Annotated in this window: 23 protein-coding genes and 2 tRNA genes; 16 read left to right on the forward strand and 9 right to left on the reverse strand. The window is 70.5% G+C overall.

The window, feature by feature from the left end; translation table 11 throughout:
- Positions 1-11: 11 nt before the first annotated feature.
- The 3 genes from SSMG_RS25105 to SSMG_RS25115 are packed head-to-tail and all read right to left on the reverse strand — an operon-like array spanning position 12 to position 3,585.
- Positions 12-1,301, reverse strand: coding sequence for a M20/M25/M40 family metallo-hydrolase (locus SSMG_RS25105; RefSeq protein WP_009080643.1), 1,290 nt, complete (start codon positions 1,299-1,301; stop codon positions 12-14).
- Positions 1,298-2,638, reverse strand: a complete 1,341-nt coding sequence (locus tag SSMG_RS25110) for a cytosine permease (RefSeq protein ID WP_009080644.1) — start codon at positions 2,636-2,638, stop codon at positions 1,298-1,300. Before SSMG_RS25110 ends, SSMG_RS25105 begins: the two co-directional genes overlap by 4 nt.
- Positions 2,635-3,585 (reverse strand): DUF1177 domain-containing protein, encoded by a 951-nt coding sequence (locus SSMG_RS25115; RefSeq protein ID WP_009080646.1) that lies wholly within the window; start codon positions 3,583-3,585, stop codon positions 2,635-2,637. Before SSMG_RS25115 ends, SSMG_RS25110 begins: the two co-directional genes overlap by 4 nt.
- Before the next feature lie 97 nt (positions 3,586-3,682).
- Here SSMG_RS25115 and SSMG_RS25120 point away from each other — a divergent pair, with 97 nt between their 5' ends.
- Complete coding sequence (locus SSMG_RS25120; RefSeq protein ID WP_009080648.1) at positions 3,683-4,477, forward strand: IclR family transcriptional regulator; 795 nt, start codon at positions 3,683-3,685, stop codon at positions 4,475-4,477.
- 6 nt (positions 4,478-4,483) lie between these two features.
- Here SSMG_RS25120 and SSMG_RS25125 read toward each other — a convergent pair whose 3' ends face one another.
- On the reverse strand, positions 4,484-5,656 hold the full coding sequence (locus tag SSMG_RS25125; RefSeq protein ID WP_009080650.1) for a glycosyltransferase: 1,173 nt from the start codon (positions 5,654-5,656) through the stop codon (positions 4,484-4,486).
- A 157-nt stretch (positions 5,657-5,813) separates the two neighbouring features.
- Between SSMG_RS25125 and SSMG_RS47165 the strand changes: the two genes are divergently transcribed.
- The 8 genes from SSMG_RS47165 (at position 5,814) to mmsB (ending at position 15,803) form a co-directional block, all read left to right on the forward strand.
- Positions 5,814-6,788, forward strand: a complete 975-nt coding sequence (locus SSMG_RS47165) for a helix-turn-helix transcriptional regulator (RefSeq protein WP_009080652.1) — start codon at positions 5,814-5,816, stop codon at positions 6,786-6,788.
- Between the two features lie 134 nt (positions 6,789-6,922).
- Entirely contained in the window at positions 6,923-7,939 is a 1,017-nt protein-coding gene (locus SSMG_RS25135; RefSeq protein WP_009080654.1) for a LacI family DNA-binding transcriptional regulator, read from the forward strand.
- 105 nt (positions 7,940-8,044) lie between these two features.
- A complete protein-coding gene (gene araB, locus SSMG_RS25140; RefSeq protein WP_037714787.1) occupies positions 8,045-9,715 on the forward strand; it encodes a ribulokinase in 1,671 nt (556 codons plus the stop codon).
- A complete protein-coding gene (locus SSMG_RS25145) occupies positions 9,715-10,392 on the forward strand; it encodes an L-ribulose-5-phosphate 4-epimerase (protein ID WP_009080657.1) in 678 nt (225 codons plus the stop codon). The genes araB and SSMG_RS25145 overlap by 1 nt, the downstream gene beginning before the upstream one ends.
- 26 nt (positions 10,393-10,418) lie before the next feature.
- Positions 10,419-11,924 carry an L-arabinose isomerase gene (gene araA / locus SSMG_RS25150; protein ID WP_009080659.1) on the forward strand — a complete coding sequence of 502 codons (1,506 nt, stop codon included), beginning with the start codon at positions 10,419-10,421 and terminating at the stop codon, positions 11,922-11,924.
- A 17-nt stretch (positions 11,925-11,941) separates the two neighbouring features.
- Positions 11,942-13,048 (forward strand): multiple monosaccharide ABC transporter substrate-binding protein, encoded by a 1,107-nt coding sequence (gene chvE / locus SSMG_RS25155; RefSeq protein ID WP_009080661.1) that lies wholly within the window; start codon positions 11,942-11,944, stop codon positions 13,046-13,048.
- Positions 13,045-14,565, forward strand: coding sequence for a multiple monosaccharide ABC transporter ATP-binding protein (gene mmsA / locus SSMG_RS25160; RefSeq protein WP_009080663.1), 1,521 nt, complete (start codon positions 13,045-13,047; stop codon positions 14,563-14,565). The genes chvE and mmsA overlap by 4 nt, the downstream gene beginning before the upstream one ends.
- Positions 14,562-15,803, forward strand: coding sequence for a multiple monosaccharide ABC transporter permease (mmsB, locus tag SSMG_RS25165; protein WP_009080664.1), 1,242 nt, complete (start codon positions 14,562-14,564; stop codon positions 15,801-15,803). The genes mmsA and mmsB overlap by 4 nt, the downstream gene beginning before the upstream one ends.
- 33 nt (positions 15,804-15,836) lie before the next feature.
- Here mmsB and SSMG_RS43760 read toward each other — a convergent pair whose 3' ends face one another.
- Both SSMG_RS43760 and SSMG_RS47735 read right to left on the reverse strand, forming a co-directional pair.
- Positions 15,837-15,971, reverse strand: coding sequence for a hypothetical protein (locus SSMG_RS43760; protein WP_353611804.1), 135 nt, complete (start codon positions 15,969-15,971; stop codon positions 15,837-15,839).
- Positions 15,913-16,242, reverse strand: a complete 330-nt coding sequence (locus SSMG_RS47735; protein WP_009080666.1) for a hypothetical protein — start codon at positions 16,240-16,242, stop codon at positions 15,913-15,915. Before SSMG_RS47735 ends, SSMG_RS43760 begins: the two co-directional genes overlap by 59 nt.
- Before the next feature lie 157 nt (positions 16,243-16,399).
- On the opposite strand from SSMG_RS47735, the gene SSMG_RS25170 reads away from it, so the two are divergent.
- From SSMG_RS25170 to SSMG_RS25190, 5 genes are all read left to right on the forward strand, one after another.
- Positions 16,400-17,005 (forward strand): aldo/keto reductase, encoded by a 606-nt coding sequence (locus tag SSMG_RS25170; RefSeq protein ID WP_009080668.1) that lies wholly within the window; start codon positions 16,400-16,402, stop codon positions 17,003-17,005.
- A 53-nt stretch (positions 17,006-17,058) separates the two neighbouring features.
- Positions 17,059-17,862, forward strand: coding sequence for a hypothetical protein (locus tag SSMG_RS25175; protein ID WP_009080670.1), 804 nt, complete (start codon positions 17,059-17,061; stop codon positions 17,860-17,862).
- Positions 17,863-17,933: 71 nt separating this feature from the next.
- Positions 17,934-18,008 (forward strand) — tRNA-Leu (locus SSMG_RS25180).
- Positions 18,009-18,017: 9 nt separating this feature from the next.
- A tRNA-Asn gene (locus SSMG_RS25185) sits at positions 18,018-18,090 on the forward strand.
- A 22-nt stretch (positions 18,091-18,112) separates the two neighbouring features.
- Positions 18,113-20,392, forward strand: a complete 2,280-nt coding sequence (locus SSMG_RS25190; RefSeq protein WP_009080672.1) for a hypothetical protein — start codon at positions 18,113-18,115, stop codon at positions 20,390-20,392.
- Here the strand turns inward: SSMG_RS25190 and SSMG_RS25195 are convergent.
- Both SSMG_RS25195 and SSMG_RS25200 read right to left on the reverse strand, forming a co-directional pair.
- A complete protein-coding gene (locus SSMG_RS25195) occupies positions 20,389-20,799 on the reverse strand; it encodes a hypothetical protein (RefSeq protein WP_037714789.1) in 411 nt (136 codons plus the stop codon). The genes SSMG_RS25190 and SSMG_RS25195 overlap by 4 nt on opposite strands.
- Positions 20,800-20,893: 94 nt before the next feature.
- Positions 20,894-21,487: a TetR/AcrR family transcriptional regulator gene (locus tag SSMG_RS25200; protein ID WP_009080675.1), complete on the reverse strand. Its 594-nt coding sequence runs from the start codon at positions 21,485-21,487 to the stop codon at positions 20,894-20,896.
- 58 nt (positions 21,488-21,545) lie between these two features.
- Here SSMG_RS25200 and SSMG_RS25205 point away from each other — a divergent pair, with 58 nt between their 5' ends.
- Positions 21,546-22,028, forward strand: a complete 483-nt coding sequence (locus SSMG_RS25205) for a hypothetical protein (RefSeq protein WP_158688080.1) — start codon at positions 21,546-21,548, stop codon at positions 22,026-22,028.
- Positions 22,029-22,030: 2 nt separating this feature from the next.
- On the opposite strand, the gene SSMG_RS25210 is transcribed toward SSMG_RS25205, so the two are convergent.
- On the reverse strand, positions 22,031-22,858 hold the full coding sequence (locus SSMG_RS25210) for an SAM-dependent methyltransferase (RefSeq protein ID WP_037717938.1): 828 nt from the start codon (positions 22,856-22,858) through the stop codon (positions 22,031-22,033).
- 95 nt (positions 22,859-22,953) lie between these two features.
- On the opposite strand from SSMG_RS25210, the gene SSMG_RS25215 reads away from it, so the two are divergent.
- Positions 22,954-23,424 carry a MarR family winged helix-turn-helix transcriptional regulator gene (locus SSMG_RS25215; protein WP_009080681.1) on the forward strand — a complete coding sequence of 157 codons (471 nt, stop codon included), beginning with the start codon at positions 22,954-22,956 and terminating at the stop codon, positions 23,422-23,424.
- Positions 23,425-23,466: the final 42 nt, after the last annotated feature.

Genomic DNA, 23,466 nt, shown 5'->3' on the forward strand with positions numbered 1-23,466 from the left:
CCCGCCATTGTTCAGCACGTGCGCAGCAGCCGGTCCAGTACCCGGACGGAGAACCGCAGCGACTCCAGCGGCACCCGCTCGTCCACGCCGTGGAACAGCCGGTTGTAGGGCAGTTCCGGCGGGACGCGCAGGGCTTTGAACCCGAAGCCGCGGATGCCGAGCCCGGACAGCGCCTTGTTGTCGGTGCCGCCGGCGTTGCAGTACGGCGTGGGGTGGCCGTCCGGGTCCTCCGCGGTGACGGCCGCGCACATCGCGTCCACCAACGGACCGTCGAAGCCGCTTTCCATCGCGATGTCCCGGTGGATGAACTCGCGGCGCACCGACGGCAGCAGCAGTTCGTCGATCGTGTCCAGCAGTTCCTGTTCGTACCCGGGCAGGAACCGGCCGTCGACCGCGGCGGTGGCCCGGCCGGGGATGACGTTGACCTGGTAACCGCCGGAGATCATGGTGGGATTGGCGGAATTGCGCAGGATCACGTTCACCAGCTCGCCCACGCGGCCCATCCGCGCCAGGCTTCCGTCCACATCGGACGGATCGAACGGGACGCCGAGCAGCTCCGCCGCGCGTTCCAGCAGCGCCCGCACCGGTTCGATCAGCCGGACCGGGAAACGGTGCCGTCCGATCCGGGCGAGCGATTCGGCGAGGTCGGTGACCGCGTTCTCGTCGTTCGGCGAGGAGCCGTGCCCGGCCCGGCCGGTGGCGACCAGGCGCAGCCACGCCTGTCCGCGCTGCGCGCATTCGATCGGGTACAGCCGGCTGCCGTTGCCGAGGTCGAACGACACCCCGCCGCCCTCGGTGATCGCCTCGCCCACGCCGTCGAACAGGTCCGGGCGGTGTTCGGCCAGCCAGTGCGAGCCGAACTTCCCGCCGCCCTCCTCGTCGGCGAGGAAACCGAACACGAGGTCCCGCGGCGGTTTCTCGCCGCCGCGGCCGAATTGCCTTGCCAGCGCGAGGATCGCCGCGTCGAAGTCCTTCATGTCGATCGCGCCACGGCCCCACAGCATGCCGTCGGCGATCTCGCCGGAGAACGGCGGGACGCTCCACTCGGCGGCGTCGGCGGGCACCACGTCCAGGTGCCCGTGCAGGAGCAGCGCGGGCCGCGAAGAGTCCACTCCGGACACTCGGGCGAACACGCTGGCCCGGCCGGGCGCGCTTTCCACCAGCGTCGGTTCGAGCCCGGCGTCGGAGAGTTTCTCCGCGACGTACTCGGCGGCGGGCCGCTCGGTCGCGCCCGGATTGGACGTGTCGATCCGGATCAGGTCCCGGCAGAGGTCGACGACCTCGTCCTGTGCGCCGGTCATCGGCCGACCTCCTCCAGTTCCGCCGAGCCCACCGGCCGGATCAGCCCGGCCCGGCCCAGCACTGTGTACAGGATCGCGGCGGTGAGCAGCGAGTTGAGCGCGGGGATGCCCCAGTGCACGAACTTGCCGACGCAGAACGCCGCCGCCCACACCGCGAGCGTCGCGGGCACCCACACCGGCATCGTCGCCGGGACGCGGCCGGCCGCGCGGGTCTCCCGCAGCGGCGTGGAGAGCCGGCGCACCAGGAAGTATTCGGCCACGATGATCCCGCCCACCGGAGGGATCGCGACGCCGAGCACCGACAGGAACGCGGTGAAGTGCTGCAGGAAACCGATCGCGGACAGCACGGTCCCGGCGATCCCGATCACGAGCGTGACGACGCCCCGGTGCAGCGGGCGGCCGAACACGGTCCGCACGAAGTTCACCACGCCCAGCGAGGAGCCGTAGAGGTTCCAGTCGTTGATCTTCGCGGTCGCCAGCACCACCACGATCAGCCCGACGAAGCCCGACGTGGACAGCACGATGTGCGTGACGTCCGAGCTGCCGACCAGGTGCCCGAGCAGCACGCCGGTCATGCCGACGATGTACTCCGACAGCACGATCGACGCGGAACTCTGCAGCAGGACGTGCCAGCCCTTGCGGTTGAACCGGGTCATGTCCGGGGCGACCACGGCGCCGGTCATGTAGCCGCCCGCGATGATCGTCGCGGCGGCCGGGATGGAGATCGCCGTGGCGGTCGGCGCGGCCGACATCAGCGCGCTCACCGAATGGTCCGACAGGGTCGAAATGACGCTCCACGCCACCAGGCCAAAGAACAGCGGCACCGCGATCTTCGCCAGCCACATCATGTACTTGAAGCCGTAGATCACCAGCAGCGTCAGGACCACGCCGGACACCGCGCACCACAGCCACACCGGCCCGCCGACCAGCGCGTGCATGCTCTTGCCGAAGATGCCGTTCTGCACGCCGAACCAGCCCACCAGGCTGATCGCGATCACGAGGCTCACCAGCGCGGAGCCGTTGCGGCCGAACCCGGTGAACCGGGTCAGCATGGTCATGGTGAGACCTTCCCGCTGGCCGGCCAGGCCGATCAGGAAGATCACCGCCTCCAGGATCACCGCGCCGAGGGTGAACGCCCAGAACGCGTCGGAGAACCGCATCCCCACGCCGAGCGTCGCGCCGAGCACGAACTGCGACAGCGAGCCGGACTGCGCGAGCCACTGCAGCAGCATCGAACCGAAGCCGTAGCGGGCGTTTTCGGGGACGCGGCTCAGCGAGTAGTCGTCGTTGCCGATCCGTTTTTTAGCGTGCTTCGCGGGTTTCGTCGCGGTGCTCATCCGGCCACCTCCGTGCCCAGGGTCTGCAGGTGCGCCATCGAGCCGTAGCGGGCCTGCAGGTTGGCGAATTCCGGCTCGTCGTGGAAGTGCAGCGCGCCCGCGCCGAACTGCTTGGCGACCTCGACCGCGTAGCGCGCGGCGGCCGCGATGTCCGTTTCGTGGCTGGCCCCGGTCGCGCAGCCCGCCACCGTCGCCGCCGACGTGATCGCCAGTCCGACCACCGGCGCGTCCGTCGCGGTCGCCGGCTGGAGGATCGAGTTCAGGTGATAGACGCCGTTGCCGTAGGGCGTGATGTCCTGCGTGGTGATCGGGTAGGTCACCAGCGGCGCGCCGGTCACCGCCTCCAGCAGTTCGCCGAGGCCCTCGGAGACCCGCAGGATGTAGCCGCTGCGCACGGTCGGCGACAGGGCGAGCCCGCGGTGGTTGATCACCCGGTTGCCCTTGGTGGTGTCGATCGACAGCACCGCGGCCATCTCGTCGGACAGCTCGTAGCTGTTCATCGTGGCGATGTCGACCGGCGAGTTCATGAACGGCACCGGATCGTGCGGCAGGGTCGGCGCGTCCGGGCACACGTGCGTCCCGATCAGCACGTCGCCGGCCAGCACGTCGCCGCGAGCCCGCATGGACAGCAGTTTGGCGGCGGCGGCGAGCGCCGCGGCGGCGCCGTCCCCGTCGGACACGAACCCGGTCACCTCCGGCCGGGCGCCCACGCCGCCGAGCCGTCCGATCACGCCGAGCGTGGGCGCGTCGCCGCCCGAAGCACGGCCGCGGCTGCCGGCCACCCGCACCCGGACGAAGTCGGTCTTCCCGGCCGGGCCGGGCACCGTCGTGATCTCCGCGCCGCTGCCGTCCGCGCCGGCCACGGCGTCGAGGTAGGCGACGACCTCTTTCCCGGTCACCGCCGGGTCGTCGAGGATTTCGAGCAGTTCCAGGACGTGTTTGAGCATGTGGTTCCTCTGAAGGGCCGCCGGGGATTGGTCCGACCAGATTCCGTCCGAGCCCGGCGGCTTTACAAACATTTCCCGTTATTCGCACAATGGCCCGATGCCGGACCCCGACGACCGCGCCACCCCGCCCGGCCTGCCGCAGACCGCGGACCGGGCGCTGCAGGTGCTGCTCGCGTTCGACCGCGCCCGCCCGGAATGGGGCGTCACCGCGGTGGCGCGCGAGTTCGGGCTGCACACGTCGATCGCCCAGCGGCTCCTGGCCGTGCTGGCCCACCGCGGCTTCCTCGTCCGCGACGACAGCACCCGCAAGTACCGGATCGGCCCGGCCGCGCTGCACCTCGGCCGCATGTGGGACCGGGCCGGGGCGCTGGACCTGCTGGTGGTCCCGGTCCTGACCGACCTCGCCGCCCAAACCGGGCACGCCGCCCTGCTGTCCCTGCCCGACGGAGCGCACACGCGGTGCGTGCTGGCCGCGGAAGGCGCGGACGGCCGCCTGCGCGGCTATTCCCTGGTCGGCGAGCTGTACCCGGCGCACGCGGGCGCGACCAGCAAGGCGTACTTCGCGTTCCTGCCCGAGGAGGAACGCGACCGGCTGTTCGCCGACCGCCCGATGGCCCGGTTCACCCCGGACACGGTCACCGATCTCGCCGTCCTGCGGGAGCAATTGGCTGAGGTCGCGGCGCGGGGCTGGGCATTCACCACCGGCGAGTACGACACGGGGGTGGCGACGCTCGCGGTGCCGGTGTTCTTGCGCGGGGAACCGTACGGGAGCCTGTCCGTGGGATGGTCCGCTTCCCGTTTCGAGCACGACCCGGAGCAGTGGGTGGATCTCCTGCGGAGGGGTGCGGAGTTGATCGAATTGCGGCTTTCCCGACCGGTCCCCCGGCGGTGAAGCACCTCAGCCGAGGGCTTCGAGATCAGCGGCGAACCGGTCCAGCGAAGGCAGGGCGAGGATCCGGCGTTGAAACCCGCGCGCGGCCAGCCGGTAGGACGGCTCGGCCAGGACCTTGCCGAGCACCGCGGCGAGCTTGTCCGGGTTCAGCCCCGCGGCATCCGCCTGGAGGCCGATGCCCAGAGCTTCGACGCGGGCGGCGTTCGCGGGCTGGTCGGCGAACAACGGCACCGCTGCCATCGGCACGCCGCAGGAGAGCGCTTCCCGGATCCCGCTGAATCCGGCATGCGTGAGGAAGGCGTCGCACGCGCCCAGCAGCAGGCGTTGCTGCACGAAGGAAACGAAATGCACGTTCACCGGACGCGGGCCGGTCCACGCCGCCGGGTCGTGGCCGAGCGCGACGACCGCGCGGATCGGCAACGCGCCCAAGGCTTCGACCGCGATCGTCCGCAGCTGCGATTCGGACGACAACAGCGTGTGCGCGTTGGAGCCGAGACTCATCAGCACCAGCGGCGCGTCGGCGGGCAATTTCGCGATCGCGTCGTCGAGCGGATCGCCGGGCTGCTCGGGGAGGCGGAAGCAGCGGTGCCGGGAGGTGCGCATCCCCTGCGGGTACCACGATTCGGGCAGGAAGCCCGCGGTGATTTTCCCGAACGCCGGGGCCAGCGAATCGATCGCGGCGAGGCCGAACTCCGCGCGCACGGCGTTGAGCCGCTTGACGAGATCCGGCACCAGCCGCACGATCAGCGGTGCGATGTCGAGCACCGCCAGGTCGGCGCCGAGCATCTCCGCGGCCAGGAAACCGCCGTATTCGTTGGTCTCCCGGACGATGAGGTCCGGCCGCCACGGCTTCGCGGCGTCGAGCAGGTTCGCGGTGAAGGCGGCGGTCATCCGTTCGTCGAACAGCGGAACGCTGAGCGGGCCGGAGATCTCCGGCCGCCACCCGCGCACCGCGTCCACCGACGACCCGGGACCGGGCGTTCTCGCCGGAATCTCTTCGGGAGCAAGGACATCCGGCAACACCAGCACCGGCACGCCGAGCCGCTCGAGCTCCGCACGCATCGCACTGCCGGTGGCGATCGCGACCTCGTGCCCGGCCCGCCGTAGCGCGTTCGCCACCGGGACCACCGCCGGTACGAGGTGGGAGCGAATCGGCAAACCGGTCAGCAGCACGCGCATGTGGTGAGTCCTCCAGAGTTCGTTCGCGGCCGGCCATTGCCGACGTAACCTGCGCTGCGCTCAGGCTGGCACGCGTCCGCGGTGCCGGGGCATACCAGGAATTAGGGGGAGGACAAACGTCGTTGCCGGTCCGGCACTGGACGACCATGCTTGGCGTATGGGCGGGACGGTGGAGTGTTCGCTGAGCGAAGTGCACGAGGCTGTCCGGCACAACGAGGGCTCGGACGCGGTCGGAGAAGCGCTGTCCCGTGCGCTGGCCCCGCTGGTGCCGCACGACGCGCTCCGGGTAGCGGCGACCAGCCCGGCCGCCGAGTTCGGACCGGCGGCCTTCAGCTTCTGGCACAAGTTCGACCCCGACCTCGGACTGGCCCTGCTGCACCGTGCGTACGCCTGCGAGCGCTCGCCGTCGGCTCCGGCGCTGTACGACGGGTACGGCGTCGGCAGTGCACTGCTGGTCCAGATCCGGGACCGCCGCGGCAGCTGGGGTTCGTTGGAATTGTTGCGCTCCCACGGCGGCAGGCGGTTCGACGACGAGGACGCACGCCGGGCGGCGCGGCTGGGCCCGGCGCTCGCTCGCGTGCTGCGCTGGTACGTCACCGCGGGACCGCTGGCGCCCCAGATCCCGATGCTGGCGCCCGGGGTGCTCATCGTCGGGCCGGATCACCGGCTGCGCGCCGCGACCCCGCAAGCGCTCGCCTGGCGGGAACGCCTGCGAGCCAGCCGCCGCACCCCGGATTTCACCGATGCCGCGCACTTGGCCGGGTTGTCCCTGCAAACCCGCCGGCACCTGGCCGATCCCCGGGCCCGCCGCCCGGTGCTGACCGCGCCCGCCGCCAGTCACGGCCGCTGGATCAGCTGTCACACGCAGCCTTTCGACGACGGTTCCGGCGACGTGGCCGTCGTCATCGAAGCCTGCACCGGCAAGCGGCTGCTGCCGTCGTTCTGCGACTGGTACCGCCTCACTCCCCGCGAGCGCCAGGTCGTCCAGCACCTGTGCGACGGCGCGGCGGCCAAGCAGATCGCCCGCAGGCTCGATCTGTCGGTGCACACCGTCAACGAGCACCTGAAAGCAGTCTTCCGCAAGACCGCGGCCAGCGGCCGGGACGAGCTCGTCGCCGCGATCACCGGCTGAACGCTCACCGGTCGACGGGCGCGCGGTCGCTCGCAACAGTCCGGCAACCAGTTGCCGACAAGGGCTTGACCGGCTGCCTGTTATCGCTAACATTGCCATGCTCACGCCGCGAGCTTCAGCGAGGAGGTGCGGGGATGCCCACCGACGGTTCGTCAGCCAAACGCCAGCCCGGGCTTGCCGAGGTGGCCGCGATGGCGGGCGTTTCGCACATGACGGTCTCGCGCGTCGTGAACGACACCGGGACCGTGCGCGCAGAGACGCGGGCCCGGGTGCTCGCCGCGGTGGAGCAGCTGGGCTACCGGCCCAACTCGGCGGCCCGGACGTTGGCGACCGGGCGGTCGAACATTCTCGGCGTCGTCGCGCTGGAGTCCAATTTGTACGGTCCGGCCAGCACGCTGTACGGGATCGAGCACGCCGCCCGCGAAGAGGGCTACGGCGTCACGATTTCCAGTGTCAGCCGGCCGCGGCGGTCGACTTTCGCCGAGGCGGTGGACAATCTGCGGCGGCAGGCGGTCGGCGGGATCGTGGTGATCGCGCCGCACGTCGCCGCGGGCGAGGCACTGCGGCAGGTGCCCGACGACATCCCGATGGTCGCGGTCGGCGGCGGGGAATTCGTTCCGGTGCCGGTGATTTCGGTCGACCAGTACGACGGGGCGCGCCGGGTGACCGAGCACCTGCTGTCGCTCGGGCACGAAACCGTGTGGCACGTCGCCGGACCGGAGGACTGGCTGGAATCGCTGGAGCGCGAACGCGGCTGGCGGGAAGCGCTCGAACGGCGCGGCGCGCCGGTTCCGCCGCCGTTGCGCGGGGACTGGAGCCCTCGTTCCGGCTATGACGCGGGACGCCGCCTGGTCGCCGAAGGGCGGCCGGACGCGGTGTTCGTCGCCAACGACCAGATGGCCTTGGGCGTGCTGCGCGCGTTCGCCGAGGCGGGCATTTCGGTGCCCGGCCAGGTCCGCGTGGCCGGGTTCGACGACGTGCCCGAGGCGGCGTACTTCAGCCCGCCGCTGACCACCGTCCGGCAGGACTTCATCGAGGTCGGACGGCGGACGTTCCGCTTGCTCGTCGAACGCATGGACGGCGGCGACCCCGACATCCGCCACTTCGTCGCCCCCGATCTGATCGTCCGGGACAGCACCGGGCCCCGGTAACGGCGCCCGCCGCGCCGGACCCCTCTGAGCAGCCCGCGAATGTTAGCGCTAACAGTCGAGCGGCACCCCGTCGCGCGGCGCGGAATCCGGAAGGAAATCCCTCCAGTGCCAGCAGATTCCCTCGTCGTCGGCATCGACTTCGGCACGCTGTCCGGGCGCGCGGTGGTGGTCCGGGTGCGCGACGGCGCCGAACTGGGCAGCGCCGTGACCGAGTACCGGCACGGCGTCGTCGACGACCGGCTTCCGGCCACCGCCGAAGAGCTTCCGCCAGGCTGGGCATTGCAGGTTCCGTCGGATTACGTGGACGTCCTGCGCACCGCCGTCCCCGCCGCCCTGGCCGACGCGGGCGCCGATCCGCGGGACGTGATCGGGATCGGCACGGATTTCACCGCCTGCACGATGATCCCGACTACCGAAGACGGCACTCCCCTGTGCGAACTGCCGGAGTTCGCGGGCAATCCGCACGCCTACGTGAAGCTGTGGCGGCATCACGCCGCGCAACCGCAGGCCGACCGCATCAACGCCGCGGCCCGCGAACGCGGCGAACCGTGGCTGCCGCGGTACGGCGGGCTGATCTCGTCCGAATGGGAATTCGCCAAGGCACTGCAGCTGTTCGAGGAAGCCCCCGAGGTCTACCGGGCCATGCGGCATTGGGTCGAGGCGGCCGACTGGATCGTCTGGCAGCTCACCGGCACCTACGTCCGCAATGCCTGCACGGCCGGGTACAAGGGGATCTACCAGGACGGCCGGTACCCGGGCCGAGAGTTCCTCGCCGGCCTCCACCCGGGGTTCGAGTCCTTTGTGGACGACAAACTCGACCATCCGATCGGCCAGCTGGGCTCGCTCGCCGGGAAGCTCGGCACGGAAGCCGCGGCCTGGACCGGGCTGCCCGCCGGGATCGCGGTCGCGGTCGGGAACGTCGACGCGCACGTCACCGCCCCGGCCGCGCAGGCGGTCGAGCCGGGCCAGATGGTCGCGATCATGGGCACGTCGACGTGCCACGTCATGAACGGCGCCGATCTGCGCGAGGTCCCGGGCATGTGCGGGGTCGTCGACGGCGGCATCGTCCCCGGGCTCTGGGGCTACGAAGCGGGTCAGAGCGGCGTGGGCGACATCTTCGGCTGGTTCGTCGACCACTGCGTCCCGGCGTCCTATTCGGCCGCCGCGGGAACCGAAGGCCTCCACGAATTCCTGACCCGGCTCGCGGCCCGGCAGGAGATCGGCGAGCACGGACTGGTCGCGCTCGACTGGCACAGCGGCAACCGGTCGGTCCTGGTCGACCACGAACTGTCCGGGGTCCTCGTCGGGCAGACCCTGAGCACGCGGCCCGAGCACGTTTACCGGGCGCTGCTGGAGGCCACCGCGTTCGGCACGCGCAAGATCATCGAAACGTTCGAGGCCGCCGGGGTTCCGGTCACCGAACTGATCGTCGCGGGCGGACTGACGAAGAACCCGTTGCTGATGCAGATCTACGCCGGCGTCACCGGCCTCCCGCTTTCGGTGATCGGCTCGGCGCAAGGACCCGCGCTCGGCTCGGCCATCCACGCCGCGGTCGCCGCCGGCGCTTACCCCGACGTGCGCGCGGCCGCGGCGGCGATGGGGTCGGTCCAGCGCATGGCATACCAGCCGGTGCTGGCGAATGTGTCGGCCTACGACGAGCTGTACGCGGAATACACCGCGCTGCACGACTATTTCGGCCGCGGCGGCAATGACGTGTTGCACCGTCTCGCCGCGCGCCGGCGCGAACTGGCCACTGTCGCGAAAGGACAGAACTGATGACGCTGACCGCCCAGGCGCGCGGGACTATCGCGGAGCTGAGGGAATCCGTCGCGCGGCTGCACAGCGAGCTGACGCGCAACGAGCTGGTCGTCTGGACCGCGGGCAACGTTTCAGCGCGGGTGCCCGGCGAGGACCTGATGGTGATCAAGCCGTCCGGAGTGTCCTATGACGACCTGAGCGCCGACACGATGGTCGTCACCGACCTGCACGGCAAGCTCGTGCACGGCGAACTCGCACCGTCGTCCGACACCGCCGCGCACGCCTACGTCTACCGGCACCTGCCCGAGGTCGGCGGGGTCGTGCACACGCATTCGACCTATGCCACCGCGTGGGCCGCGCGCGGCGAGCCGATCCCGTGCGTGCTCACGATGATCGCCGACGAGTTCGGCGGCGAGATCCCGGTCGGCCCGTTCGCGCTGATCGGCGACGACTCGATCGGCCGCGGCCTCGTCGAAACCCTGCGCGCGACCCGCTCCCCCGCGGTCCTGATGCGCAACCACGGCCCGTTCACCGTCGGCGCCACGGCGCGAGACGCGGTGAAGGCCGCGGTGATGGTCGAGGACGTGGCCCGCACTGTCCACATCGCACACCAGCTCGGCACGCCCGTCCCGCTGTCGCGAACCGACGTCGACCGGCTGCACGCGCGCTACCAGAACGTCTACGGGCAGCGTTGAAACCCCTTAGCCAGCAAGGAGAACAGATGATTTCCGCGACCAAGCCGCAGGTGTGGTTCCTCACCGGCAGCCAGGCGCTCTACGGCGAGGAGACCCTCGACCAGGTCGCCGGGCAGTCGCTGCGGATCCGGCAGCTGCTGGCCGGTTCCGGCGGGCTGCCGTGCGAGCTGGTCGGGAAACCGGTGCTGACCGAGTCCGCCGGGATCCGGCAGGTGCTGCAGGAGGCCAACGCCGACCCCGCGTGCGTCGGGGTCGTCGCGTGGATGCACACGTTCAGCCCGGCGAAAATGTGGATCGGCGGCCTGGACGCGCTGCGCAAACCGTTGCTGCACCTGCACACCCAACTCGACGCGACGCTGCCGTGGGCGAGTCTCGACATGGACTACATGAACCTCAACCAGGCCGCGCACGGCGACCGGGAGTTCGGGTTCGTCCAGACCCGCCTCGGGATCCCGCGCAAGACCGTCGCCGGGCACGCGGCCGATCCGGCGGTGGTCGCCCGCATCGACGCCTGGGCCCGGGCGGCGATCGGCGCGGCGCACCTGCGGACCTTGAAACTGGCCCGGTTCGGCGACAACATGCGCGACGTCGCGGTCACCGAAGGCGACAAGGTCGAGGCCGAGCTGCGGTTCGGCGTCTCGGTCAACACCTACGGCGTCACCGAACTCGCCGACCGGGTCGACGCGGCCTCCGACGCGGACGTCGACAGCCTGGTCGCGCAGTACGCCGACGAGTACGCGCTCGTCCCGGAACTGGCCCGCGACGGGGAACGGCATGAATCGCTCCGGTATGCCGCGCGGATCGAACTCGGTCTTCGGTCCTTCCTCGGCGAAGGCGGATTCGGTGCGTTCACCACGAATTTCGAGGATCTCGGCGGACTTCGCCAGCTGCCGGGCTTGGCCGTGCAGCGGCTGATGGCCGACGGCTACGGCTTCGGCGGCGAGGGCGACTGGAAGACGTCCGCGCTGCTGGCCGCCGTGAAGGCGATGGGCCGAGGTTCGGCGCGCGGAACGTCCTTCATGGAGGATTACACCTACCATTTCGGTCCCGGCGAAGCGAAAATCCTCGGCGCGCACATGCTGGAGGTGTGCCCGAGCATCGCCGCGGACCGCCCCTCGTGCGAAATCCACCCGCTCGGTATCGGCGGCCGCGAGGACCCGGTCCGCTTGGTCTTCGACGCCGCCCCCGGCCGCGGCGCGGTGCTGGGCCTGACCGACCTCGGCGACCGGTTCCGGCTGGTGGCCAACGAGATCGAGGTCGTCCCGCCCGACGAGCCGCTGCCGAACCTGCCCGTGGCCCGCGCCGTGTGGAAGCCGGCGCCGTCGCTCACCACGTCCGCGGAAGCGTGGATCACCGCGGGCGGCCCGCACCACACCGTGCTCACGCAGGCGGTCGGCACCGAGACCGTGCGGGATTTCGCGCGCATGCTCGACGTCGAACTGCTTCTCATCGACGAAACGACCACCACCGCCGACTTCGCCGACCGCATCCGCTGGAACCAGGCCTACCACCGGCTCGCCCAGGGTTTCTGAAAGAAGGAGAACGAACAATGAGGTTCATTCGAGGAATCCGCGCCGTCGCCGCCGCGGCCGGGGTCGCCGTGCTCGCGTTCGGCGCCGCCGCCTGCGGGTCCAGCGCGAAAACGGTCGACCAGCAGGCGGGCGGGTCCGCCGGCGCGCTGGTCGGCGTGACGATGCCGACCAAATCGTCCGAACGCTGGATCCACGACGGCGACAACATCAAGGCCGCGCTGGAAAAGCTCGGCTACCAGGTCGACCTGCAGTACGCCGAGAACGACATCCCCACCCAGGTCAACCAGATCGAGAACCAGCTGACCAAGGGCGCGAAACTGCTGATCGTCGCCTCGATCGACGGCACCGCGCTCACCACCCAGCTGCAGGAGGCCGCCGACCGCAAGGTCCCGGTGATCGCCTACGACCGGCTCATCCGCAATTCGACCGCCGTCGACTACTACGCCACCTTCGACAATTTCAAGGTCGGCGTAGAACAGGCGAACTCCCTGCTCAAGGGACTCGGCGACGGACCAGGTCCGTTCAACATCGAGCTGTTCGGCGGATCGCCCGACGACAACAACGCGACCTTCTTCTACAACGGCGCCATGTCGGTGCTCAAGCCGTTGATCGCCAGCAAGAAGCTGATCGTGAAGAGCGGCCAGGTCGACTTCGCGCCGACCGCGATCCTGCGCTGGGACCCGGCGACCGCGCAGCGCCGCATGGAAGACCTGCTCACCAAGACCTACACCGGCGGCGCGAAGGTCCAGGGCGTGCTCTCCCCCTACGACGGCCTGTCGATCGGGATTCTGTCCGCGCTCAAGAGCAACGGCTACGGTTCCGCCGGACAGCCCTACCCGGTCGTCACCGGACAGGACGCCGAAGTCGCCTCGGTCAAGTCGATCATCGCGGGCGAGCAGTACTCCACCGTGTTCAAGGACACCCGCAAGCTCGCCGACGTCACGGTGAAGATGGCCGACTCCGTCCTCAAAGGACAGCAGCCCGCGGTCAACAACACCACCGACTACGACAACGGCAAGAAGGTCGTCCCGGCCCAGCTGCTGCAGCCGGTCGTCGTCGACAAGTCCAACTACCAGAAGGAACTGCTCGACTCCGGCTACTACACGGCGGGCCAGCTGAAATGACCGAACTGCTCGGCATGCGCGGGATCACCAAGACCTTCCCCGGCGTCACCGCGCTGTCCGACGTCACGCTCTCCGTGCGGCGCGGGGAAATCCACGCCGTGTGCGGAGAGAACGGCGCCGGGAAATCCACCCTGATGAAAATCCTGTCCGGCGTCCACCCGCACGGCAGCTACACCGGGGAGATCACCTTCGACGGCCAGGCCTGCGCGTTCGGGTCGATCCGGGACAGCGAACGCCGCGGCATCGTGATCATCCACCAGGAACTCGCGCTGTGCGCGCAGCTTTCGATCGCCGAGAACATCTTCCTGGGCAACGAACGGGCCAAACGCGGCTGGGTCGACTGGAACCGGACCAACCACGAGGCCGCCGACCTGCTGCGCCGGGTCGGGCTGCGGGAGAACGCGGTCACGCCGGTCAGCGAACTCGGCGTGGGCAAACAGCAGCTGGTCGAGATCGCCAAAGCCCTGTCCAAACGCGTCAAACTGCTCATCCTCGACGAGCCGACGGCCGCGCTCAACGACGACGATTCGGCTCATCTGCTCGCGCTGCTGCGCGAACTTCGCGACGACGGCGTCACGTGCGTGATCATCTCGCACAAGCTCGGCGAGGTCACCGCGATCGCCGACACCGTCACGATCCTGCGCGACGGCAAGACGATCGAAACGCTCAGCGCTGCCGGGCTGAGCGAGGAACGCATCATCACCGGCATGGTCGGGCGCGACCTCGAGCACCGGTTCCCGCCGCGGGAACCGGACATCGGCGACGAGGTGCTCCGGATCGAGGACTGGACCGTGCACAGCCCGAGCCAGCCCGGCCGGGTCGTGGTGGACGGGGCGAACCTGACGCTGCGCCGCGGCGAGATCGTCGGGCTCGCCGGGCTGATGGGCGCGGGCCGCACCGAACTCGCGATGAGCGTCTTCGGCCGGTCGTACGGCACGAACATCTCGGGCAGGCTGGTCAAGGACGGCAAGGAGATCACGCTGCGGTCGGTCCGCGACGCCATCCGCAACGGCCTCGCCTACGCCACCGAGGACCGGAAACGGTACGGGCTCAACCTGATCGACGACATCCAGCGCAACACGTCGGCGGCCGGGCTGCCCAGCATGTCCCGCCGCGGCTGGGTGAACGAGCACACCGAACACGACGTCGCGACCCGGTTCCACCGCGACCTCCGGATCAAGGCGCCGTCGGTGCGCAGCGTCACCGGCAAGCTGTCCGGCGGGAACCAGCAGAAAGTCGTGCTGGCCAAGTGGCTTTTCACCGATCCGGACGTGCTCATCCTCGACGAGCCGACCCGCGGCATCGACGTCGGCGCGAAATACGAGATCTACACGATCGTCAACGAGATGGCCGCGCAGGGGAAAGCGGTCCTCGTCATCTCCTCGGAACTCCCCGAACTGCTCGGCCTGTGCGACCGCATCTACACGCTGTCCGCGGGCCGGATCACCGGCGAGGTCGCCCGGGCCGACGCCACCCAGGAACTGCTCATGCGACACATGACGAAGGAACGGCCATGACCACCGCGAACCCCGTGCGGCCCGCCGATCCGGCCGCCCCGCCCGCCGGGCGCAGCCCCCGGCGGATCTCGATCAACCTGCGGCAAAGCGGCATCTACGTCGCGTTCGCGCTGATCGTGATCCTGTTCGAGGCGATCACCGGCGGCGCGCTGCTCGAACCGCAGAACATCTCGAACATCATCGTGCAGAACTCCTACGTGCTGATCCTCGCCATCGGGATGATCCTGGTGATCATCTCCGGGCACATCGACCTCTCCGCGGGGTCGGTCGTGGCGATGACCGGCGCGGTCGCCGCGGTCCTCACGGTGAACCTCGGGCTGCCCTGGCCGCTGGCGGTCGTGCTCACCCTCGTCGTCGGCGCGGTGATCGGCGCCTGGCAGGGGTATTGGGTCGCCTACTTCGGCATCCCCGCCTTCATCGTGACGCTGGCCGGGATGCTCGCCTTCCGCGCGCTCACCCTCACCGTGCTCGGCAACCAGGGCATCGGCCCCTTCCCGGACGCCATCCGCACCCTGTCGAACGGCTTCACCGGCGGTTACCTCGGCAACATCGGCTTGGGCCCGCTCGGCGGCGCGGACCTCGTCAGCCTCCTCGCCGGAGTCGTCGTGGTCGCCGGGATCGTGCTCACGCAATGGCGCAAACGCGTCGCGCGCCTCGGCTACGGGCAGGAGGTCGACCCGTTCCCGCTGTTCGTGCTCAAGATCGCCGTCGCCGCCGCGCTGGTGCTCGCGGTGGTCGTGCAGCTGGCCCGGTTCCGGAACCTGCCGTGGGTCCTCGTCCTGCTCGCCGTGCTCGTGCTCGGCTACTCCCTCGTCGCCGGGAAATCCGTGTTCGGCAGGCACATCTACGCCATCGGCGGGAACCTGCAGGCCGCGACCCTGTCCGGGGTCAAGGTCAAATCGGTGACGTTCTGGGTCTTCGTCAACATGGGCGTCCTCGCGGCGCTGGCCGGGATCATCTTCGCCGGGCGGCTCAACCAGGCCGGTCCCACGGCGGGCGTCAACTTCGAACTCGACGCCATCGCCGCGGCGTTCATCGGCGGCGCCGCGGTGCAAGGCGGCGTCGGCAAGGTCGTCGGAGCCATCACCGGCGGCCTGATCATGGCGGTGATCAACAACGGGATGTCGCTGATCGGGGCGCCCAGCGAACGCGTCATGCTCGTCAAAGGCGCGGTCCTGCTCGCGGCGGTCGCGTACGACATCTGGACCAAACGCCGCGCCGGAGCCGCCGCCCGCTGACCGGCGGCCGGTGGGCGTCGTCCCGCCGGCCGCTTACCCGGCTGGGCGGAGCTTGCGCGCCCGCAACGAGATCTCTAGGCCGAACCGCGCATCCGGATCGTGCAGCCGGTCACCGAAGAGGGCGTTCCGCAACCGGTTGCGGGCCGTCTGCGGATGCACGCCGAGGATCCCGGCGAACTCCGGCGCACTGCCGCTCGTGGTAAGGAAAGCGAGCAGAGTGGTCGCCGCACGCGCGGCTCAGCTCGACCGCCCGGTGCAGCACCCGACGCGACTCCTCCAGCTCGCCGAGGTAGGCGAGCGCGACCCCCTGGATGTACCGCGGATGCAGCTCGCGCCGGACCTCCCCGAGCTTCTGGAACGTGTCGCCCGCCTCCGCGGCGAGTTCGGCGCAGCGCGGATCGAGCCGGATCATCGCTTCCAAGGCGCGGACGTAAGTCACGAAGGCGGTCGATTCACCGGCACGCGCCGCGACGACCTGATCCTGTGCACCGGGGTGTTCTGGCCCGAAGGCCCCGGCCCCAACGACTCCGGGCGGAGCCGCAAACACGTGATCGCGTCCCTGGAGCGCTCGCTGCGGCGGCTGCTGCAAAACACCGGTGGCGGAAACGTTCCTGGCTCTCTCGGACCTGGTGCGGCAAGGCAAAGTGCGCTACGTCGGCACCGCGGAGTGGACGGCGGAGCAGCTGACACAGGCAGCCGAGGCGGCCGCGCGCTACGACGTGCCGCTGATCTCGAACCAGGCGCACTACTCGATGCTGTGGCGCGTGGCGGAGGCGCAGGTGATCCCGGTGTCCGACCGGCTCGGCATCGGCCAGTTCGCCGCGGTCCCGCTGGCCCAAGGCGTCCTGACCGGGAAATACGCCCACGGCGCCGTCCCGCCCGGCTCGCGCGCGACCGGACCGGCGTACGCTCGGCCGCTGCGGTACCCGGAACTGGTGGACCGGGTGGAACTGCTGCGCGGCGTCGCGGACGACGCGGGGCTGACCATGGCCCAGCTCGCGCTCGCGTGGACCCTGCAGCACGAAACCGTCGCGTCGGCGATCGCGGGAGCGAGCACGCCGGAGCAGGTCACCGAAAACGCGAAGGCCGCGGGCGTCCGGCTCGACCTGGACGTGCTGATGCGCGTGGACCAGCTGCTGGGCAGCTTCGTGCAGACCGATCCGCGCTTGGTGTGGACGCCGCCGCCCGGGCCGGTTAACTGAATCGTGACAGGACTCGACCCCGGCGGTAAACGGACGCCGCGACGCTGGAGGGCATGACAGCATCCGAGACACCGAGCACGCGCCGGAAGCGTTCGGTCAACCGGGAACTGGTCGAACTGGCGGCGCTGTTCTTCGCCACCGGGATCGCCGACCTGTTCGTCAGCACCCTCTCGAACAATCGCGTCGCGCCCGTGCTGATGTTCGCGCTGGGCGTGCTTTTCCTCGCCGCCGCCACGCTGCGGCACCGCTGGAGCCACCGGCCGCCGCGCACCTCCCCGCCCGGGCAGGGGGCCGCGATCGAATGGCGCCTCCGCGCGACCGTGCGCGACGTCCCCGGAAGCCTCGCCGCCCTCACCGCCACCCTGGCCGCCCACCGCTACGACATCGCGTCCATGCAAGTCCTCGCCGCGCCCGACGGCGCCGTGGACGAATTCCTCCTCCGCGCCCCGGAAGGCACCACCGGCGCGGACATCGTCGAAGCGGCCCGCTCCAGCGGCGGCGAAAACGTCTGGGTCGTCCGGGCGGACGCGCACGACCTCGTCGACCTCCCGACTCGGATGCTCGCCATCGCCGCGCAAGCCACCGACTCCGGGGCCGACGTGTGTTCTCTCCTCGCCGCGATGCTCGGCCCGTCCTGCACGGTCCAGCGGAAAACCGGGGGCCGCCCACGGGACGAGCGCGTGACCGGAACCACCATGCTGCTGCACGGGCGGCCTGGGGAACTGCTCGAAGTCCGCCGTCCGCCGCTGCCGTTCACGCTCGCCGAATTCGCGCGGGCGAAGGCGCTGCTTGGCGTGCATTTCGCCGCTGGCGCACCACCGGCTTGCTCCGTCCCGGGCAAGCCCGGCGAACGCTGAGGCGGGCCCCTCCCGGAAATCAGTGGCGGCTCGGTCCCGCGACGGCCTAAGCTTTCCGCCGCGGGAAACACCATGGAGTAGATCAGCGGCAGATCGCCCGGCTCAGGACCGGGAGGGCGCGGGTTCGAATCCTGCCTCCATGTCCATCCCCGCGTCTTGGAGTAGTTCAGCAGGCAGAACACCCGGCTGTTCTCCGGGAGGGCGCAGGTTCGAATCCTGCCTCCAAGTCTTGACACCAGGGGGAATCCACATGGGACACACCGCGTCGCCGGAGTACGCCTACGGGCAGCTCCGCCGGGCTGTGCGCACCGCCCTGTCCGCGAAGGACCGGGCGACCCGCCGGCGGGCGGCGGCGAAAGCGAGCCAGTGGCAGGACGTCCTGACCGGCATGGCCACCGGCGGCCTGCGGATCGGCTCGCGGGTTCCGGTCGAGGACACTCCGGCGTGGGTGACCCTCGAAGTCGTGCACGGCGGATTCGCCACCGGCCGTTACCTCGCCGAGGTCCCGCTTTCGCCCGCCGAGGCGGCCCTGTGCGCGGACGGACCGGGCACGACGGACCGCGAACGGCTCAACCTCTGGTATCTCACCGACGCCGGGCTCTCCGCGCTGCGCGCGATGCTGGCCGCCGAGTCGTACCGGATCGAGGTCCCGGAGGACGCCGCGCTGCCGGTCGTCGCGTGGCTGCTGGAGCACGGGCACGCCGAAGCCGCGCTCGACCTGGTCTTCGAGCTTCGTCCGTTCATGCACCGCCTGCGCCTGGCCCCGCTGCCCGGCTCGGCGCCGCGGCCGTCCGGCGCGCTGGTGCGGCTGAGCACCGTCGGCGAAGTCCGGGAATCGCTGCGGTCGGCGCGCACTCAGCCCGCGATCGCGGCGATGCTGGAAACCCTGCAGGTATGGCACCCGCTGTTCGACCGACTCGTCGAACTGTGGTGCGACACCGTCGAAGGCGCACTGCCGCGGCTGGCCGAAACCGGCGTCGCCGGCGGCTGGCCGTGCCGTACCTGGCCTGCCGACTGGAAGCAGCGCCGCGCCGAGTGGCTGGCGGATTACGCGACCGCGAGCGTCGAGCACACCGCGTCGACCGCGCACCTCCACCCGAAGAGCAACTTCGCGCGGCTGCACCGTGCGTTGCTGGCGTGCGAGCACGACAGCGCGGAACTGACCGGCCGCGACGTCGGCTGGGTCCGCCGTGCCCTGGCGAACACGATCACCAAGCACGGCGAGCCAGGTTCGGAACCGCGGGCGGCGCTGCGCGCGCTGCAGGCGGAGGTCGCCGCGCGGCCCACCCACGCCGAACTCGCGGCCGCGCTCGCCGAGCGGCTGGACCGCTTCCCGGCGGACGGCGGACTGCCCTCGCTCGAACCGGTCGCCGAGGACGCACCGGCTCACCTGGTCGCCAAGGTCGCCCGCGCGCTGGAGGCGCCGATCGAGGAACTGGTCGCGCGGAACGTGATCACCTCGGCCGACGTCCTCGCGACGGTCCTGCCGCAGATCACCGCGCAGTTGCTGGCCGCGAACTTCGCCGACGAGCAGCTGGCGACGCTCTACGCCCAGACCTACGCGGCCTTCCGCCGCCGGCGCGGCCTGCTGCTGCTCGACCTGGAACAGCAGGTCCGGATCGAGGAACTGCCCTGGGTCCAGGCCGTCGACCCGCTGCGCGAGCGACGCCCGGACGCCTCCCGCGCGGCCCGCCAGACGCTGGCCCAGACAGTGCTGCTGGCGCTGAGCGCGTTCCCGCAGGCGATCTTGCCGAACACGCTGGTGCGCGAACTCGGTGCGCTGGCGAAGCAGGCCGGACTGCCGATGCCGCTGGTCGAAGAGGTCGCCGCGGACATCTTCATGGGCCGGTTCACCGCGAAATGGCGCACGGCGGCGGAACTCGCGAGCCGCACGATGGCGGGCACGCTCTACGCCCGCTACTACGACCTGCCGGAATCGTGGCCGTCCACCGAGCCCCCGCGCCGGTTCCGCGCGCTCGCGAAACGCACCGCCGACGACTTCGCCGACGTGTGCGCGGCCCGAGCCGCCGAAGCGCAGCCGGTGCGGAAGCTCTATTCGGTCGCCAAGAACGGCACGGTCCTGGAGCAGAGCCAGATTCTCACGACGCAGAACCTGGCAGTTCTGGTGCACACGCTGGATCTTGAACCCCGGCTGCGGGCATCCGCGCCGGCACTGGCCGCCGAGTCGCTGACCTGGGCGGTGACCCGGTTGGCGACCCGCACGGACCACTACCACGCGGCGCTGCAGGGGGTCAAGAACGCGGCCTACGCTTGGCGTCAGGCGCTGTTTTTCTTGAGCTTCTGCGACGTCGACACCCAGCGCGCTCTGCTGGGTCAGCTCGCCGAACAGGTGGCGCGAGCAGGCCTGGCCGAACGCTTCGCTCCGGCAGTCGACGGCTTGGCGCATGTGGTGGAAGGCGGCCGGTTCACTTCGGAAGGCCGGGTGGACGGCGGAACGGGACGACGGTTTCTCGGCTGGACCACAGGAAGTCACTGGTGCTTGCCGGAGCTTGCGACGGCGCGCGGCTAGAAGGTTGCCATATCCCAGAGCGTGAGCGGGATCGACAAGGGCGCCAACGCGAAAACCAGGAAGCTCTTGTCGAACCCCTTCCCGCCGCTCTGGGCACTGGCGCGGTCACCCGAGCGGCTGGCTTCGACCGCGGCAGTCAACCGCCTCTCGTTCTCCCCGGCGCGCGCCCGATAGCGTCGGGACAGCGCGGCCAGCAGTTCGAGATGGTCGAACTCCCACAAGATGCTCCGGCTTTCCAACCCGATCTCGATCCGGTTGCCGCGCTCTCGGACGAAGCAGACCTGGCTCCACGGCACCTTGACCGACCCGAACGCGTACCCCACCTCCGGCACCGCGGAGCCGAGGTACCCCAGGCTGACCGCACCGAGCGCGGTGACGTGCTTACTGCGTCTGATCTCGCCGGGCACGCACTTCCTCATTCACAGTCTGGAATCCGCTCTCGGACCGGACCTCGCGCGCCGCGCGGGAGATGAACCGGAACGGAAGCTCTTCGCCCTCTCATCAGCCTCGCCCCGCCTCGCCGGTGATCTTCTCCAGCGCCCCCGTCAGCGCGCCGACGCACAGGTCACGCAGTTCCGCCCGCGACATGGCGTCGGTCAGCAGCCATTCCACGCACAGTACCCGGACGAACTGCAGCCACCCGGTCAGCGCGGCGGACAGCAACTCCCCCGCGTGCCCGGTGAGCCCCGAGGCGTCGACCAGCCGCTGCCGCAGCACGGTCAGTTCGTCGGTGATCGCCGCCTGGACCACCGGATCGCCGGCCAGGGTGCGGTTCGCCGCGAGGACGGTGTTGCGGTTGGCCAGGAAGTAGTCGAAATGGACCTCCAGGCCGAGGGCGATCTGCTCGGTCAGCGGGACGTCCGGGTCCGGTTCGGTGTCCGCGAGCAACCGGTCGGCCGCCTGCCGGTACACCGCCGCGAACAGGTCGTGTTTGGCGTGGAAGTGCCGGTAGAGCAGCGCCCGCGAAACCCCGGCCTGCTCGGCGATCTGCTCCATCTGCACCGCGTCGTAGGGCTTGGCCGCGAACTCCCGGGCGGCGACCTCGAGGAGCTCGGCGCGGCGCTGGGCTGGATCGAGTCGGCGACGCGGCGGCATGCGTCCCACTCTAGTTGACACCTGTCTACCACGCCCGTACGGTCCCGTTAGTAGATACGTGTCTACTAACAGCGAGGTCCCCGTGCAGGTTCGGCGCATCGTCCTGGAGCCGACGGACACCGTCGGCGCGCTGCCTTCCGCCGGTTACGCCGGCGGGTTCGAATTCAGCGACCCGGCACCCGGTCTCCGCTCGCCTGAGCAATGGGCGCGGGCGGGGTGGGAACAGGCGCCGCGGCTGGTACGCGGCTTTCTGCGATTCGCGTGGCGGGCCGGGCTCGGCCTGCGGATGGGCCCGAAGGACTCGCCGACGCACGTGCTGGGTTGGGCGCTCGTGAGTTCGACCGAGCAGGCGGCTGTGCTCGAGGCCCGCTCGTGGCTGCTGACCGCGCGCAATGTCGTTGAACTGCGCGGCACGCGGGTGCGGTGGACCACCTTCGTGCGTTTCGACCGGCGACCGGCCGCCGCGTTGTGGTCGCTTGCCGTGCCCGTGCACCACGCTCTGATGTCCCGTCTGCTGCGGCGCGCCGCGCAAGACGGCTGAACTCAGCCCCGGGTCGCCTCGATGAGCCACAGCCGCGCAGTGTCCACTGTGGCCGGATCCATCGCTGGCGGCACTGGACGATCCAGGCTGCGAGCCAATTCCGCGGGATCGGTGATCCGCGCCTGCCAGCCGTGGCGGGCCAGCCACTGCCGGGGATCGGCGACCGCGGACCGCCACGGTGCGCCGATCCGAGCGAACGCGGCCAGTGCGGGCTGGAAGGGCGGCAAGGTGAGCGTGTCGGGGTTGATGTGTTCCGCGCCGAAGTGACTGCCGGGCGCGGACAGCGCGCTGACCGCGGCGAGCAGCGCGTCGTTCTCGCTTTCGGTGAGATAGACGAGCAGTCCTTCGGCGAGCCACGCGGTCGGCCGGTCCGGGCGGAAACCCTGCCGGAGCAAAGCGGCGGACCAGTCGTCGCGCAGGTCGACCGGCACCACTTCTCGCGCACAGGCGGGTTCCGCGCCCCGGGTGGTCAGGACTTTTTCCTTGAACCGCACGGTGTCCGGCAGGTCGAGTTCGAACAGCCGGGTGTCGGCGGGCCAGGGCAGCCGGAACGCCCGGGTGTCGAGACCGGCCGCCAGCAGGACGACCTGGCGGCAACCCGCCGCGACCGCAGTGCGCAGATAGTCGTCGAAGAACCGGGTCCGCAGCGCGAAATAACCCGCCATGAACTCCGATCCGGGCCCGGTCTCGGGGCCGACGTCGCCGTCGAGGAACGCCGCGGCCCACGGATCGCTGAACAGGCGGTCCGGCCGCAGCTGCTCGGCCGCCCGGCCGCGGGCGATCGCCAGCGCGGTCCGGCCGACCCCGGACGGGACGTCGGTTTCGGGCATTCCGGCCTCCGGTTCGACAGGGAATCCGCCGCCGCGGATAATCGGCAGCATGCTGATGATTTCCGAACCGTACCAGCGCTCCGGGCGGGTCCGCCATGCCCCGTAACGAAAACCCCGTCGAACCGGACGCCGCGCTGCCGCCGGACGAATGGCCGCTGGGCCGGTTGCTGGCCACCGCGGCGCGGTTGCTGCAGAACGCGTTCGACGCCGAACTGGCGGAAACGGGGCTCAACCACGCCGGTTTCGTCGTGCTGCACGTCCTGCGGGACGGCGCGCTCGGCCAGGCCGAACTGGCCCGCCGCTGCCGGGTGCAGGCGCAGACGACGAGCCGCACCGTCGACCGGCTGCTCCGGCACGGGCTCGTGCGCCGCGAACGGGATCCGGCCGACGCCCGCCGGGTGCTCGTCTCGATCACCGCCGCCGGGCGGCGCGCGCACCGCGCCGCTCCCGGCCGGGATTCCCGCCGGGCGTGGGAAGTCCTGGCCGATCCGGAAGGTTTCCGCGCCGAACTCGCCCGTCTGGTCGTCGTGCTGCAGAGCGACGACGCCCGACGGGAAAGGGAGTGAGAAACCAGCCGGCCTGGCCGGATCTGTGGGCTGGTTGTCCTT

It is taken from the genome of Streptomyces sp. AA4, assembly GCF_000158875.1.
GTDB lineage: Bacteria > Actinomycetota > Actinomycetes > Mycobacteriales > Pseudonocardiaceae > Amycolatopsis.